The 12,438-nt window shown below is 57.5% G+C and carries 24 protein-coding genes; 5 read left to right on the forward strand and 19 right to left on the reverse strand.

Going from position 1 to position 12,438, the window contains the following annotated elements:
- The first annotated feature begins 41 nt into the window (after window positions 1–41).
- From FCS96_RS01740 to FCS96_RS01760, 5 genes are all read left to right on the forward strand, one after another.
- Window positions 42–1,142 (forward strand): M14 family zinc carboxypeptidase, encoded by a 1,101-nt coding sequence (locus tag FCS96_RS01740; RefSeq protein WP_138438517.1) that lies wholly within the window; start codon window positions 42–44, stop codon window positions 1,140–1,142.
- Window position 1,143: 1 nt separating this feature from the next.
- Window positions 1,144–1,878: an alpha/beta fold hydrolase gene (locus FCS96_RS01745; RefSeq protein ID WP_138438518.1), complete on the forward strand. Its 735-nt coding sequence runs from the start codon at window positions 1,144–1,146 to the stop codon at window positions 1,876–1,878.
- 97 nt (window positions 1,879–1,975) lie between these two features.
- Entirely contained in the window at window positions 1,976–2,593 is a 618-nt protein-coding gene (locus tag FCS96_RS01750; protein WP_138438519.1) for a glutathione S-transferase family protein, read from the forward strand.
- 50 nt (window positions 2,594–2,643) lie between these two features.
- Window positions 2,644–3,309, forward strand: coding sequence for a glutathione S-transferase family protein (locus FCS96_RS01755; RefSeq protein ID WP_138438520.1), 666 nt, complete (start codon window positions 2,644–2,646; stop codon window positions 3,307–3,309).
- 47 nt (window positions 3,310–3,356) lie between these two features.
- Entirely contained in the window at window positions 3,357–3,971 is a 615-nt protein-coding gene (locus FCS96_RS01760) for a DUF4202 domain-containing protein (RefSeq protein WP_138438521.1), read from the forward strand.
- Window positions 3,972–4,208: 237 nt separating this feature from the next.
- On the opposite strand, the gene trpC is transcribed toward FCS96_RS01760, so the two are convergent.
- From trpC to FCS96_RS20010, 19 genes are all read right to left on the reverse strand, one after another.
- Entirely contained in the window at window positions 4,209–5,021 is an 813-nt protein-coding gene (trpC, locus tag FCS96_RS01765; RefSeq protein WP_138438522.1) for an indole-3-glycerol phosphate synthase TrpC, read from the reverse strand.
- A gap of 12 nt (window positions 5,022–5,033) precedes the next feature.
- Window positions 5,034–6,062 (reverse strand): anthranilate phosphoribosyltransferase, encoded by a 1,029-nt coding sequence (gene trpD / locus FCS96_RS01770; RefSeq protein WP_138439608.1) that lies wholly within the window; start codon window positions 6,060–6,062, stop codon window positions 5,034–5,036.
- A gap of 47 nt (window positions 6,063–6,109) precedes the next feature.
- A complete protein-coding gene (locus FCS96_RS01775; protein WP_138438523.1) occupies window positions 6,110–6,688 on the reverse strand; it encodes an aminodeoxychorismate/anthranilate synthase component II in 579 nt (192 codons plus the stop codon).
- A gap of 78 nt (window positions 6,689–6,766) precedes the next feature.
- A complete protein-coding gene (locus tag FCS96_RS01780; protein WP_212747029.1) occupies window positions 6,767–7,120 on the reverse strand; it encodes a hypothetical protein in 354 nt (117 codons plus the stop codon).
- Window positions 7,120–7,311, reverse strand: a complete 192-nt coding sequence (locus FCS96_RS01785; protein ID WP_138438524.1) for a helix-turn-helix transcriptional regulator — start codon at window positions 7,309–7,311, stop codon at window positions 7,120–7,122. Before FCS96_RS01785 ends, FCS96_RS01780 begins: the two co-directional genes overlap by 1 nt.
- Complete coding sequence (locus FCS96_RS01790; RefSeq protein ID WP_138438525.1) at window positions 7,308–7,589, reverse strand: hypothetical protein; 282 nt, start codon at window positions 7,587–7,589, stop codon at window positions 7,308–7,310. The genes FCS96_RS01785 and FCS96_RS01790 overlap by 4 nt, the downstream gene beginning before the upstream one ends.
- 11 nt (window positions 7,590–7,600) lie before the next feature.
- Window positions 7,601–7,804: a hypothetical protein gene (locus tag FCS96_RS01795; protein ID WP_138438526.1), complete on the reverse strand. Its 204-nt coding sequence runs from the start codon at window positions 7,802–7,804 to the stop codon at window positions 7,601–7,603.
- Window positions 7,801–8,139: a hypothetical protein gene (locus FCS96_RS01800; RefSeq protein ID WP_138438527.1), complete on the reverse strand. Its 339-nt coding sequence runs from the start codon at window positions 8,137–8,139 to the stop codon at window positions 7,801–7,803. Before FCS96_RS01800 ends, FCS96_RS01795 begins: the two co-directional genes overlap by 4 nt.
- Before the next feature lie 216 nt (window positions 8,140–8,355).
- On the reverse strand, window positions 8,356–8,565 hold the full coding sequence (locus FCS96_RS01805; protein WP_138438528.1) for a hypothetical protein: 210 nt from the start codon (window positions 8,563–8,565) through the stop codon (window positions 8,356–8,358).
- Window positions 8,565–8,792, reverse strand: a complete 228-nt coding sequence (locus tag FCS96_RS01810) for a DUF7220 family protein (RefSeq protein ID WP_138438529.1) — start codon at window positions 8,790–8,792, stop codon at window positions 8,565–8,567. Before FCS96_RS01810 ends, FCS96_RS01805 begins: the two co-directional genes overlap by 1 nt.
- A gap of 6 nt (window positions 8,793–8,798) precedes the next feature.
- Window positions 8,799–9,155: a hypothetical protein gene (locus FCS96_RS01815; RefSeq protein WP_138438530.1), complete on the reverse strand. Its 357-nt coding sequence runs from the start codon at window positions 9,153–9,155 to the stop codon at window positions 8,799–8,801.
- Between the two features lie 94 nt (window positions 9,156–9,249).
- Window positions 9,250–9,486: a hypothetical protein gene (locus FCS96_RS01820; RefSeq protein ID WP_138438531.1), complete on the reverse strand. Its 237-nt coding sequence runs from the start codon at window positions 9,484–9,486 to the stop codon at window positions 9,250–9,252.
- Window positions 9,479–9,970: a hypothetical protein gene (locus FCS96_RS01825; protein ID WP_138438532.1), complete on the reverse strand. Its 492-nt coding sequence runs from the start codon at window positions 9,968–9,970 to the stop codon at window positions 9,479–9,481. Before FCS96_RS01825 ends, FCS96_RS01820 begins: the two co-directional genes overlap by 8 nt.
- The gene (locus FCS96_RS01830) at window positions 9,970–10,437 is read right to left on the reverse strand and encodes a hypothetical protein (protein WP_138438533.1); all 468 of its coding nucleotides are present in this window, start codon (window positions 10,435–10,437) and stop codon (window positions 9,970–9,972) included. Before FCS96_RS01830 ends, FCS96_RS01825 begins: the two co-directional genes overlap by 1 nt.
- Window positions 10,430–10,744 carry a hypothetical protein gene (locus tag FCS96_RS01835; RefSeq protein WP_138438534.1) on the reverse strand — a complete coding sequence of 105 codons (315 nt, stop codon included), beginning with the start codon at window positions 10,742–10,744 and terminating at the stop codon, window positions 10,430–10,432. The genes FCS96_RS01830 and FCS96_RS01835 overlap by 8 nt, the downstream gene beginning before the upstream one ends.
- The gene (locus tag FCS96_RS01840) at window positions 10,744–11,745 is read right to left on the reverse strand and encodes a hypothetical protein (RefSeq protein WP_138438535.1); all 1,002 of its coding nucleotides are present in this window, start codon (window positions 11,743–11,745) and stop codon (window positions 10,744–10,746) included. The genes FCS96_RS01835 and FCS96_RS01840 overlap by 1 nt, the downstream gene beginning before the upstream one ends.
- Complete coding sequence (locus tag FCS96_RS20005) at window positions 11,742–11,894, reverse strand: hypothetical protein (RefSeq protein ID WP_171040640.1); 153 nt, start codon at window positions 11,892–11,894, stop codon at window positions 11,742–11,744. The genes FCS96_RS01840 and FCS96_RS20005 overlap by 4 nt, the downstream gene beginning before the upstream one ends.
- Window positions 11,891–12,244: a hypothetical protein gene (locus FCS96_RS01845; protein WP_138438536.1), complete on the reverse strand. Its 354-nt coding sequence runs from the start codon at window positions 12,242–12,244 to the stop codon at window positions 11,891–11,893. Before FCS96_RS01845 ends, FCS96_RS20005 begins: the two co-directional genes overlap by 4 nt.
- Entirely contained in the window at window positions 12,245–12,421 is a 177-nt protein-coding gene (locus FCS96_RS20010; RefSeq protein ID WP_171040641.1) for a hypothetical protein, read from the reverse strand. It abuts the gene before it with no gap.
- Between the last annotated feature and the right edge of the window lie 17 nt (window positions 12,422–12,438).

Genomic DNA, 12,438 nt, shown 5'->3' on the forward strand with positions numbered 1-12,438 from the left:
GCATTTTCTGATTAGACTCCGTCCGTTTGGGGGAGCGCATCATGACAGAATTACGGGCACTGACACCGCACACCGCCATCGCGGCGGAGCAAGCCACCCGGGACAGCCGCCAGCGTCGTTTGCTGCGGTCATTCCTACCAGAAATGGTACAGTTGGAGCGCCTGCTGGCGGAGGCTCCGACGTCGGTGACCACTCGGGTTCTGGATCGCATACCGGTTGCCGAGATGTCGTTGCCCATCTATCGGGTGGATCTGGGCTCCGAGCGACCAGACGCGCCGTCGTTGGTGCTGGTCGGCGGAGTACATGGATTGGAGCGCATTGGCAGTCAGGTGGTCATGGCATGGCTGGAGTCAGTGCTGGCCCGGCTACGCTGGGATGACAGTTTGCGACAGTTGCTGCAAATCGTGCGGGTGACCATCCTGCCCATTCTCAATCCCGGTGGCATGTTCCTGAATCAGCGCAGCAACCCGGGTGGTGTGGATCTGATGCGTAATGCGCCTATTGTGGCCCAGGAACGCAGCGCTTTCATGCTCGGAGGTCAGCGGCTATCCACGAAACTTCCCTGGTACATTGGGGACCCCGAACAGGGTATGGAGCGGGAGAATCTGGCGCTGGAGTCGGTGATCAATGATGTGATTCCTGGCCGACCGTTCAGTGTGGCCCTGGATTGCCATTCCGGCTTTGGCTGGAAGGACCAAATCTGGTTTCCCTACGCCTACCGTCGGCGCCCGATGCGGCGCATCGCCTCGGTCATGGCGCTTAAGCTGATCTGGGAGCAGGCATATCCGAACCATGATTACCAGTTCGAGCCGCAGTCCCGCCACTACCTGACCCACGGGGATCTTTGGGATTATTTTTACAAACAGGTGAATCGCACCAGCGACGGAGTGTTCTTGCCACTCACCCTGGAAATGGGCTCCTGGCGCTGGGTCCGTAAACGGCCTCGGCAGTTGCTACGGCTGGACGGCCTGTTCAATCCCCTGGCGCCGCATCGACACAAACGGGTGCTTCGAACCCATCTTGCCTGGATGGATTTCCTGTTGAGCGCCGCCGCCGGCCACGAAAACTGGTTGCCGGCCCGGGAACAGGAGTCCATGCTGAGAGAAGCGGCGATCATGCACTGGTATCGGGACGCTCAATAGCATGGACTGGATTCTGTTGCGGGGTTTAACCCGTGAGCAGGCCCATTGGGGTGAATTTCCACAGCGCCTGCAGTTGGTATTTCCGGAACACCGTTTTCATCTGGTCGACTTACCGGGTACCGGTGTCCATTTTCGCGAATCCAGCCCAGACACCATTGTTGGCATTCGTGAGGCGGTACGGCGGCAGATCGCTCACATCCCCAAGCCCTTCAGTGTCATGGCGTTGTCTATGGGCGGCATGGTAGCTCTGGATTGGGCGCAGCACGCCCCGGAGGGTGAAATCCAGCATCTGGTGCTGATCAACACCAGCTCCGGCTTCAGCCCGTTCTGGCAACGCCTGCGGCCCGGTGCCTGGCCTAAACTGGTCCGGTTGCTGGCCCGACGCGAACTGTTCGACCGTGAGCGCGACTTGCTGCGATTAACGTCCAATCGCGTACCGCCCCTGGAATTGGTCAAGCAGTGGTATCGCATCCAGCGCCAGCGCCCGGTCGGTTTCCATAACGCCGGCCGACAGATTGCCGCCGCGGCCCGGTTCAAGCCAACGTCAAAACGACCCATGCCCGAGGCGCTGCTGTTGGCCAGCAGGGGGGATCGGCTGGTGCATTGGAAATGCAGTGCGGCCCTGGAACAGCGCTGGCAGTGGACACTGAAGCTGCACCCGGACGCGGGCCACGATCTGATCATTGACGATCCGGACTGGATCATTCGACAGCTGATGGCGTGGCTGTCTCGCTAGGATTGGTTGCTTGACGCAACTCTCTGTTCGGGGCAGGCTCAGCGTTTGTCTGCCGGTGGCAGTTAACCGAAAACCGTCCGGAACGGAGCCAACAACAATGAAAATCTTTGAAACCAAAACCGCCCCCAATCCCCGCCGTGTACGCATGTTCATGGCCGAGAAGGGCTTGCTCGATAAGGCAGAGTTTGTCGAGATTGACCTGCAGAAAGGCGAGAACCTGACACCGGAATACGTCGCCAAGAATCCGATGAAAAAAGTGCCGGTGATGGAACTGGACGATGGCACCTGCATTGCCGAAACCATGGCCATCTGCCGCTACTTCGAGGAAAGTTATCCGGACACCCCAAGCCTGCTGGGTGATACTCCGTTGGAGAAGGCGCAGCTGGAGCAGTGGATGCGGTGGATCGAGCTGTTTTTCTTCATGCCTACCGGCATGTGTTTTCAGCACACCAGCGGCTACTTCAAGGATCGCATGAATCCGATCAAGGAGTGGGGTGAGGAGTGCGGCCAGCAGGTTGAGAAATTCCTGCATTTCCTGAACAAGCAGCTTGAGGGCAAGGAGTACATCTGCCTCGATCGCTTCACCGCGGCTGACATCAACGCCTTCACCACCATTGCCTTTGCCCGGGTGATCAATATTCGCATCAAGCCGGAGCAAACCAATCTCCAGGCCTGGTTCGAGCGCATCAAGGCGCGGCCATCAGCCCAGGCGTAACGCGCGGCTTTTGATGCCACAGCTCCGTCCACTCACATCAGGAGAATGCCTTGATTGATCTCTATACATCGCCGACCCCCAACGGCCACAAAGTGTCTGTATTGCTGGAAGAGATGGGGGTTGAGTACAACCTGATCCCGGTCGACCTGTCCAAGGGTGCACAGAAAACGCCGGAATTTCTGACGATGAACCCCAATGGCCGCATCCCGGTCATCGTCGATCGCGACAACGACGATTTCGTAGTGTTCGAGTCCGGTGCGATCATGATTTACCTGGCCGAAAAGTACGGCCAGTTCTACCCCGCCGACCCAAAAGTGCGTTCACGGGCTCTCCAATGGCTGATGTTCCAGATGGGCGGAGTAGGGCCGATGATGGGCCAGGCCAATGTGTTTTACCGCTATTTTCCGGAGAAGATCCAGTCAGCCATTGATCGCTACCAGCACGAGTGCCGGCGTTTGTTTGAAGTGCTGAATACCCGCCTGGAACAATCCCACTACCTGGCCGGCGACGAGATCACCATTGCCGATTTTGCCAACTGGGCCTGGGTGCGTACCCATAACTGGTCCGGCGCTTCGGTGGAGGGGCTGGAGCATCTGATGCGTTGGGTCAACGAGCTCTATGAGCGCCCCGGTTGTGCGGCCGGTATTCACAAACCGGAGCGCCCGGGAAGTTCGGACGACCTGGTCAAGAGTGCCCAGACCATGGTAACTCGCTGAGCATCGGGTAAGATCACAGCCTGGATGACAACCGACAGGAGACCGACATGACCGCTTCGGCACAACTGACCTGTGCATTGGACAAGATTGATGGCGCCAACCGCGCCGACCCAAACCGGGAAACCGTCGATGGCGAGTCGTTGCCGCGGGAGTACGCCTATAGCCAGCACATGAGCCGCTGGTTGTTCGTGCTGGAATCGGAGCCTTCCGAGCGGATGCAGATTGCCTGCCGGGCCCAGCACATCGAACGCTGGACCATTCCGCGCACGGACTACCCGGAAGGTCGCAAGGCGTACTATCAATGGCGCCAGGCCTGCGGTCGCATGCACGGGCGCCGGGCCGCCGAGATTATGGCGGATTGTGGTTACGAGGCGGCCGAGTGCGACAAGGTGGAAACCATTCTGACCAAGCGCGAGCTGCGTCAGGATGCCGATACCCAGTTGTTGGAAGATGTAGCCTGTATGGTGTTCCTGGAGCGTTACTTTGCCGATTTCTATGAAGAGAAATCGGACTACGACCGGGAAAAATGGCTAAGAATCGTGCGCCGGACTTGGGGCAAGATGTCGCCTCGGGGGCATGAGGCGGCGCTCAAGCTGGCAGAGGGTATGCCGGCGCACCTACTGACGTTGTTGCAGGAGGCGCTGGCGGGTGCTGGGGAGTGACTCCTGAAGCGTAGCTTCGTGCACAGGCTCTCAGGCAAGACTGGCCAAAATACGCTGTGAATACGTCCCTGTACGCTCGGCTCCGCCCTTAAGCGCTTATTGCTCCTGCGTCGCGCTTAAGGTCCTGGGCAAGCCGTCCATGGCTTGCCCGTAAAGCCCTTCGTGCTCTACCCATGGCTCCGCACGATTTTGGTCGGCTCTACCCGCCGCCCCGTTCGGGCATTTGAGTGAGCGCCCTTAGAAGAACAATTCCTGCAGTTTCTTGCCGGGATCTTCTGCGCGCATGAACGACTCACCCACCAGGAAGCCGTAGATTCCCCGGTCGGTCATGGCCTGCACATCGGCGCGAGTCATGATGCCGCTTTCGGTGATGCTCAGGCGATCCTTGCCAATGCGTTCGTGCAAGTCAAAGGTCGTGTCGAGAGACACCTCGAAGGTGTGCAGGTTGCGGTTGTTGATGCCAACCAGCGGGGTCTTGAGTGCCAGAGCGTCGTCGAGCTCTTCGCCGTTGTGCACTTCCACTAGCACATCCAGGCCGATCTCGTGGGCGATGCCTTCCAGCTCCTGCATCTGGTCCCTGGTCAGGCAGGCCGCGATCAGCAGGATGCAGTCCGCGCCCATGGCCCGGCTTTCGTACACCTGGTAGGGCGCCACCATGAAGTCCTTGCGGATTACCGGCAGGCTGCAGGCGTTGCGGGCGGCGACCAGGTAATCTTCGTGGCCCTGGAAAAAGTCCCTGTCAGTGAGCACGGACAGGCAGGCTGCGCCGCCTTCCTCGTAGCTTTCGGCGATCACTTCCGGCTCGAACGGGTCCCGCAGAATGCCCTTGCTGGGAGAGGCCTTCTTGATCTCCGCGATTACCGCCGGCGCCTGGCTTTCAATTCGGCTGCGCAAGGCCTTGGCAAAGCCTCGCGTCGGCGCCTGGTCGCCCGCCATGGCCTTAAGGTCGTCGATGCTGACCTTCGCTTTGCGATCGGCGATTTCTTCCCATTTGCGCTCAACAATCTTGCGCAGGATGGTGGGGGTGCGGTCGTTGTGTCGGTCAGTCATGGTTGCTGTCGCTCAGAAACACTGGGAAAAGTCGGCCAGTTCGGACATCTTGCCGGCGGCCAGGCCGGAGCCGATGGCGTCCAGGGCCAGTTCTACTCCATCTTTCGGGGTGGCGGCCAGGCCGGCTACGTAAATCGCCGCGCCGGCGTTCAGGGCGATCAGGTCACGGGCTTTTTCCGCCATTTCGTCGTGGCCACGGCCAAAGGCGGCCCGGATCAGCTTCAGGGAGTCCTCGGAGCTGTCCACGGTCAGGCCGACCAGGGATTCACTCTTGATGCCCAGATCTTCCGGGGTGATGTCGTATTCGGTGATTTCACCGTCTTTTAGTTCGGCCACGTGGGTTGGGCTGGCCAGGCTGATTTCGTCCAGCCCGTCCTTGGAGCACACCACCATGATGTGCTCGGAGCCCAGGCGCTGCAGTACTTCTGCCATCGGCCGGCACAGATCCTTGGTAAATACCCCGAGCAGCTGACGTTTAACGCCGGCCGGGTTGGTCATCGGGCCGAGGATGTTGAAGATGGTGCGGCAACCGAGTTCCTTGCGCGGGCCAATGGCGTGCTTCATGGCGCCATGATGGGCCGGGGCGAACATGAAACCAACACCGATCTGCTCAATGCATCGGGCCACCTGTTCCGGCGACATGTTGAGGTTGATGCCGGCCTTTTCGATCAGGTCGGCACTGCCGCTCTTGGACGACACGCCGCGGTTGCCGTGCTTGGCGACAAAGCCGCCGGCGGCGGCGACCACGAAGGCGGCCGCCGACGACACGTTGAACAGGTTGGCGCCGTCGCCGCCGGTGCCGACGATGTCTATCAGGGGTTCGGCCTTGACGGTGACGCCGGTGGCCAGCTCGCGCATGACTTCGGTGGCCCCGGTGATTTCATCGATGGTCTCGCTCTTGAGTCGCAGGCCCATCAGGAAGGCCCCGATCTGCGAGTCGGTGGCCTCGCCCTTCATGACGATGCGCATAACCTGTTTCATCTCGTCCCGGGACAGGTCCAGGTTGGAGGCAATCCGGTTCAGAGCTTCTTTCATGTCCATGGTGTTGGGGCTCTCCGTTGTCATTGGCTGATCAGTCATTGGCTGAATCAGCGTCTCAGGAAGTTGCGCAGCAGTTCGTGTCCCTGCTCGGTCATGATGGACTCCGGGTGGAACTGAACGCCTTCGATGGGCAAGGTCTTGTGTCGCACGCCCATGATCTCCTCGATGGAACCGTCGTCGTTGCGGGTCCAGGCGGTCACTTCCAGGCAGTCCGGCAGGGTGTTCTGGTCGATCACCAGGCTGTGGTAACGGGTGGCCTGCAAGGGGTTGTTCAGGCCCCGAAACACACCGGTGTCCTGGTGGAAGACTGGCGACACCTTGCCGTGCATGACCCGGCCGGCACGGATGACGTCGCCGCCGTAAACCTGGCCGATGGCCTGGTGGCCCAGACAGATGCCCAGGATCGGCAGTTTGCCGGCAAAGTGGCGAATCGCCGCCATGGACACACCGGCCTCGTTGGGGGTGCACGGCCCCGGGGAGACCACCAGCCGCTCAGGCTTCAGCGCCTCGATCTGCTCCACGGTGATTTCGTCGTTGCGGTACACCTGAACGTCGGCGCCCAGCTCCGCCAGATACTGCACGATGTTGTAGGTGAAGGAATCGTAGTTATCGATCATAAGCAGCATAACGGCCTTAACCTCTTGATCTGTTTACTGTGATGCACCGGATAAAGCCGTTAATACCCGCTTTGATACCCGCTTTTTTCATTGCTTGGGATGATCGTCACTTGGTAAATCGCCAGTATCAACAAAGTGCTGAAGCACTGGTATCAGTTCCGCAACCTGCTCCCGAGATAAATGCATTCGAGTGTTGATATTCACTTCATCTGGGATCGGATATGGAATCCAACCGCAAGTAGCATCGGTGTTGATCCCCAACCTTTTTGCGTCACCGTGCAGCACTAAAGGATTCGCGTCATCCAGCCCGAACCAGATGCAATCTTCTGTGGCTAGACTGCTTTTTTGGATGCTAAATGAATGGTCGTAGCGATCTAGGAATCGCCACCCCTGAAAGCCTCGAACCCTGAAATTTTTCGCATTTTCTGGAATCTCGCTCATCACCCCGCCTCCCTATACTCTGCCACCTTGGCCTGGATCCACTCGTCAACTTCAGACTCAAGCCATACCGACACATTCCCCAGCTTGATCGGTGGCGGAAAATCGCCGGCGTTGATTTTGTCATAAATCGCGGTCTTGCGTAATGCAACCTTCTTCATGACCGCGGGGATCCTTAAAAATTGATCGCTCATGCTGCCTCCCAATGCGGCGTCTCGTACTGCATCTTGAATTCCGTGCTGTCGTATACCGGCATGGGCTGGTCAGGGATTGTGAACGTCACCAAAACCTTACCGTCGAGCCAATAGGTAGTCTGATCTTTGCCCCACAACCTATCTACCCGCCAGGTGATCCGGCCTTTCAGCGACTCAAAATCCCAATCCGGCCCAAGCGCGTTGGTTAGGCACTGACTGAGCACGTTGTCGCGTACGCGCATTACCTTTCTGGCAATCATGTCTGCTGTTTCGCTCATAGCATCTCGCCTCACTCGTAAAACTCAACCGGGCTCATCAAACTGTGCAGGCTATAAAGCAGCCCGCAATGAGAGCATGCGCATTCGATCCGATTAACAACGTCGCGCGGTAGATGCTGCGAGGTTCCCGGCAATATAGCGTTGGTCGCGCCGTCAATCGTGGTCACGAAAACCACCTTGCTTCCGCCGCATTGGCAATAGTCGATTTGGTTCATGCCTTCCCGCTCCCCTCGCTATCCGAAAAATGCTCATCGCTGCACTTATCGCAAAGACTCACCGCATTGGAGAGCACACTTTCAAACTCACATCCGCAGCTTGAAATCTCGTATGGCATTTCCATGCGCCGCCTTAGCTGGCGAACAAAGCTCGCAGCAAACTCTGGATTCTCGTTACAGAACCTTTTTATTTCGGTGGCATCTTTCAGGGTAAGCCCCTTCAGGCCGCCATCCTCGAAGCCTAGAGAATCAGGCCCGGACACCCCGAAAATCTTGTCGCCATGCGCCACACCATATGGCTGATACACGTATGCTTTGCCAGGCTCCGCTTTCATCTATCGCCACCCCCATTCTCAAACAGATCAATAGTGCTCACACCTTCAGTGCCATTGCTTGGGCGGTATTTCATTGGCTGCCTCCTGGGCAGGTTTCGAGAATGTTGCACCAGAGCCACGCGGACTGAGGTTCCCCGATTGAGGCCAGCCCGTAGGTTAAAAGCAGGGCCAGGCTCACCCCCAATGCGATGGGCCCAAGGATATTTACTAACTGTTTCACCGATCACCCCCACTCAATAACCCCTTGGCCTTTCCGATGTGCGGATTGCCTGGGTCATTACGTTCGGCGTACTCCACCAGGTCGGCGATGATCTGGCGGGCCTCAATAATCATGTCTGCGGCAGCAACAGGGTTGCGCAGAACGCCGCGCGCCTTTTGGGACCGCTCAATACGAGAGTTCAGTCTGCTTTCAAGATCATCTGGCATCACACTCTCCCCGCCATCCGTTGTGCCGCCCTATGCAGGCGCTGATTGAACCAGCGCCGGATCACGTAGCTGCGAATAATGCTGATGGCGGTGAAGTAGGCCGCCACCTCCAAGTTGGTTGCCAGCGACACCTCTATGCCGACCAGCGGAAATACCAGACACTGAGAGGCCAGACCGATGCCGAAGCCTATCAACACGTTGATGGTCGCCTCGTAGAAGGAGCCCAGTTTGGTTCATTTGGCCTCCGTGTCCAGCTTGGCCAGCAGTTCCAGCGCATCATCTATGCACAGATCGTCTTTGCTTAGAACGCACTTCTGGCTGTAATGCACCACCTCCCGCAAAGCCTCCACCAACTCATCGTGAGCGTTCACGCACTTGACGATGTGTTCGATGTTGCAAACCCGCTCTCCATCAGCCCACTGTCCGTTGTGGGCCTCCGGGACGATGCAAACAACTTTCCCATCTGCACCTAATATTGAGCTAGACGTTGTTCCATGTTCGTCGGAACCTAGCGTAAAAGGCTCATTGCTGATGTATTTGCCGTCCGATTCTCTAAAGCCCCACGGCCTAGCCGTCGTTTTATTGCTCACACTCACCTCCCTTTCCGCTTACCGGACAACCAGCCCAGCCCCAGCAGGGCAAGACTGCATATGGCCCACGCGATTATCCAGAACAGTGGGTCGCTCATTGGGTGCCGCCTGCCTGTTCGGCTTCGGCCATCTGCTTGAATAGATCGTCTACCTTGTCGCGGATCAATGGCCAGGATTCAGGCCGGAAGAAAAACGAATCGTCTCCATCAGATTTGACCCACACCCAAGGGCCGTCATCAGAGAAGCCGCCTGCTAACACCTTGATTTCGTTTTCGCTACCGTCGTCCCACTTGTGGCTCACTACGTAGCCTGTAATTTCAGCTTTAGGCATCACTCCCTCCTGCCTTCTCGGCTTCGTCGGCTTGCTGTCTGAGGCGCTGCTCGGTTTTCTCTCCTGCTGAAATGGAGCAGGCGTTTATTGCGTAGCAGTCCACTTCCATACCTATGGGTCCGCAAATGTGCAGTCCGCGCACCGGGCCTTTCCCTTTATCCTTTGAACCAACGTCAACCCTGTATCGAATGCCGTCCACGTAAATCTCAATGAATGCTGATGACCCAGGGTTCCACCCGTATTTGCTATGAGCGAGTGCGCCAGACGTCCCTATATGCTCAACCTGTACCTTGCCGATAGGGCAGTCTTTTCCAAAAGTAATCTTTTCATATTTGGGTGCGTCTCTCTCCAACTCAGCCACCCGCGCCTCGGCCTGTTCTAGCTGCTTCTCAAGATCCTCATAGTCGCTGGCCCTTACCACCCAGCTATCACCAAGGTAGCTTCCCGCGTATTTGGCGTTGAACCGCTCTATATTCTTTCGCATTATTCGCCCTCCGGATTTTCAAGCTCTCCGGCTTGTTCACGTAACAGGTCGGCAACTCTGCGCAGTTCGCTTACTGTTATCGGGCGCACTGTCCTATCGGCCACAGAATCCACCGCCTCGGCCTGCTTTCGCAGGATGATTGCCCGGCCAATACTGGAAAGCGCCTGTTTGGCTCTGGTGTGCCACGGTAATCCCGCTCCGGGCTCGTCTCCGGAGTCCATCTCATTCACCATCTCAGCCAGACATTCGTTCAGCGCAAACGCCCGAATCTCCACCTGTTCAAGCTCCTGACGTTTGTCCTCCAGGAAGCCCCACAGCATTCTCTCGCCGTCTTTTGCGTCGGATAGCTGCTGGCGCAGGGCGGTGATTTCCTCAGACGCTCGACCCAATGCGCGATCCTTGATCCAGCTATCACTGGAATCCTTTGCTAGCTCCAGGTAATTCTGAACTTCGGTGTAGTCAGTCATTGGCGGAGACCTCGTTACTCGCTACACGTTTGCGAGGATCGCTTTGGCTTAAAGCCGATTCTCTGCTTATTTCACCGGATACGATTGAGGCTAGAATGCCTTGCTCGCGCCTGATGCCTATGGCGGCCTTTTCGGTCCAGTAATCGTCAAAGCTGGCAGCGTCCACTAGCTCCCGGATCTGCCCAGCTTTTTCTATCGCCCCTTTGTAAGTGCCTTCGCTGATATCTCGGGCCAGCTCTATTATTCGAGAGGAAATACCGCCACGGCGTAAAATTTCCCCAGCTTTGCGCTTCTCGGAAATCCGCATCACTCACCTCCCTGTTCGGGTGGGTTGGCCGCGCGCTGTAGCGCTCGATCCGTAGCTTCAACGGCAGCGCCAGCCAACGCGGCCACTTGAATCATTCGCCGCCGATACTTGTCCAGACTGCCCATTCCAGCCATGACGCGAGCCCAGCCAGAGTAGTCCTCAATCAACTGAGCAAAGGTTTCGGGTCGGTGTTGGTCGTCGTGAGATGGGCCTCCCCACTTCTGATCCTGACGCTGGCGCTCTGCTTTGACCTCACTGATCCAGCCATCTGCAGGCCGGGGTGGGGTGGCGTTGGTGGAGAGCAACCAATTCCTGAGTTCCTTCATCTCCTCGTTGCGGAACAGCGAGGTGACGTAGATGAACGGGCGATTCAGATTGTGCCCGTTGATTTTTAAGTAGGCTTCAGCTCCGTCCTCGGTGAAACAAGCAGTAACGAACTGATCCACTTCCTTTATGGCAAACCGCCGCCATTCTTCACGCTCATCGGCGCCCAACTCTATTTCATCCTCCATGAAGCAAGTGCCATATATGTCTGAACGCAATGCGTTCAGTTGACTCTCTGTTACCTCGTCTGCCTCATGCCCTTCGTCGTCAACCCACACAATCCGGTCGTGATCGTAACCCTCAGCAACAACTATGAGAGTTTTTTGGAAGACCACGAAAAGAGGATCTGCTGTGATCCGGTTGTCCTGGGTGTGAAGGTTTTCTGAGATTGCCTGCATCCACTCCGGTACCCCGCTGGGTGGTTGGGTGTAGGTAAGGGCTTGGGCCATTTTTGTAATGTCGTCATAGTGCAGATGTCCGCCTTCGGTCTCTGTCATTGAGAGCCACTTTCTGGCAACTAGAATCGCCTCGTCCGCCGGCTCGCAGGGGGATGCGGAGCCGGCGGCTTCAAGTCTTTCTGCGACGGCCCACAAAAATTTGCGCTGATAGTTCGTGTAGTTATCAACGTCAGCTGAATGGCGAACGTCACAGATGACGTCGCGAATTGAATCGGTCATTGCCCCTCTCCCTTAATCTCCCGCACCAGTTGGCGGATAACGTCTTTGACTTTCTCCAGCTTTCGCATGGAGTCCAGTTGCAGGTCTTCTATGCGCTTGACCTGTTCCAGATCCTGCAGCGCGGCAGTGGCTTGCTGTTCGGTGGTCATGCTGCCCTTCGGTTCGGCTTGCGCAGTAGGTCGCCATACCACCGGCTAAGCAGTTGCTGGCTGACGCTGTGCTTTTCGGACAGCTTGGGCCACGTATAGCGGGCGGTTAGCTCGGCCTGCGCCTGGTTGTACTCCTGGCGGCGATCCTGCAACCATTGATAGTCAGCGGCTGACAGGTCGGACATGGACGACGGACCCCATTTCGCCCAGGTCCAGACTGTTACGGTGGTGGTATCAAGAGCCTCGGCCAGAGCTTCTAAGCTGCGCGCCTGACAACGGATCTTGAGTACCAACCTGCGCTGCAGGTCCGACATGATGGCCGCCTTTCTTGGCGGGGGCAGGGCCTTCACTCAGCCCTCCACCGGCTTAAACTCGCCGTCTTTGATCGTGTACCACTTGCCGGACTTGCTCTGCAGAAGTTCGGCATCCAAGTCCCGGTCAATGATTCGGCGGATTTCCTCGGGCTCGCTGGTGGCGTCTACGTTGGCAAACGCCTTGGCGAATTTGTCTTTGTCGTGTGCGTTCATTGGTGGTTCCTCCGGCA

The organism is Marinobacter alexandrii (assembly GCF_005871205.1).
In the GTDB taxonomy this organism is placed as follows: domain Bacteria; phylum Pseudomonadota; class Gammaproteobacteria; order Pseudomonadales; family Oleiphilaceae; genus Marinobacter; species Marinobacter alexandrii.

Bases quoted from the DNA above. Each gene is read 5' to 3' on its own strand.
- FCS96_RS01740 (WP_138438517.1), top strand. From the start codon at position 42: ATGACAGAATTACGGGCACTGACACCGCACACCGCCATCGCGGCGGAG.
- FCS96_RS01745 (WP_138438518.1), top strand. From the start codon at position 1,144: ATGGACTGGATTCTGTTGCGGGGTTTAACCCGTGAGCAGGCCCATTGG.
- FCS96_RS01750 (WP_138438519.1), top strand. From the start codon at position 1,976: ATGAAAATCTTTGAAACCAAAACCGCCCCCAATCCCCGCCGTGTACGC.
- FCS96_RS01760 (WP_138438521.1), top strand. From the start codon at position 3,357: ATGACCGCTTCGGCACAACTGACCTGTGCATTGGACAAGATTGATGGC.
- trpC (WP_138438522.1), bottom strand. From the start codon at position 5,021: ATGACTGACCGACACAACGACCGCACCCCCACCATCCTGCGCAAGATT.
- trpD (WP_138439608.1), bottom strand. From the start codon at position 6,062: ATGGACATGAAAGAAGCTCTGAACCGGATTGCCTCCAACCTGGACCTG.
- FCS96_RS01775 (WP_138438523.1), bottom strand. From the start codon at position 6,688: ATGCTGCTTATGATCGATAACTACGATTCCTTCACCTACAACATCGTG.
- FCS96_RS01780 (WP_212747029.1), bottom strand. From the start codon at position 7,120: ATGAGCGAGATTCCAGAAAATGCGAAAAATTTCAGGGTTCGAGGCTTT.
- FCS96_RS01785 (WP_138438524.1), bottom strand. From the start codon at position 7,311: ATGAGCGATCAATTTTTAAGGATCCCCGCGGTCATGAAGAAGGTTGCA.
- FCS96_RS01790 (WP_138438525.1), bottom strand. From the start codon at position 7,589: ATGAGCGAAACAGCAGACATGATTGCCAGAAAGGTAATGCGCGTACGC.
- FCS96_RS01795 (WP_138438526.1), bottom strand. From the start codon at position 7,804: ATGAACCAAATCGACTATTGCCAATGCGGCGGAAGCAAGGTGGTTTTC.
- FCS96_RS01800 (WP_138438527.1), bottom strand. From the start codon at position 8,139: ATGAAAGCGGAGCCTGGCAAAGCATACGTGTATCAGCCATATGGTGTG.
- FCS96_RS01805 (WP_138438528.1), bottom strand. From the start codon at position 8,565: ATGCCAGATGATCTTGAAAGCAGACTGAACTCTCGTATTGAGCGGTCC.
- FCS96_RS01820 (WP_138438531.1), bottom strand. From the start codon at position 9,486: ATGCCTAAAGCTGAAATTACAGGCTACGTAGTGAGCCACAAGTGGGAC.
- FCS96_RS01825 (WP_138438532.1), bottom strand. From the start codon at position 9,970: ATGCGAAAGAATATAGAGCGGTTCAACGCCAAATACGCGGGAAGCTAC.
- FCS96_RS01830 (WP_138438533.1), bottom strand. From the start codon at position 10,437: ATGACTGACTACACCGAAGTTCAGAATTACCTGGAGCTAGCAAAGGAT.
- FCS96_RS01835 (WP_138438534.1), bottom strand. From the start codon at position 10,744: ATGCGGATTTCCGAGAAGCGCAAAGCTGGGGAAATTTTACGCCGTGGC.
- FCS96_RS01840 (WP_138438535.1), bottom strand. From the start codon at position 11,745: ATGACCGATTCAATTCGCGACGTCATCTGTGACGTTCGCCATTCAGCT.
- FCS96_RS20005 (WP_171040640.1), bottom strand. From the start codon at position 11,894: ATGACCACCGAACAGCAAGCCACTGCCGCGCTGCAGGATCTGGAACAG.
- FCS96_RS20010 (WP_171040641.1), bottom strand. From the start codon at position 12,421: ATGAACGCACACGACAAAGACAAATTCGCCAAGGCGTTTGCCAACGTA.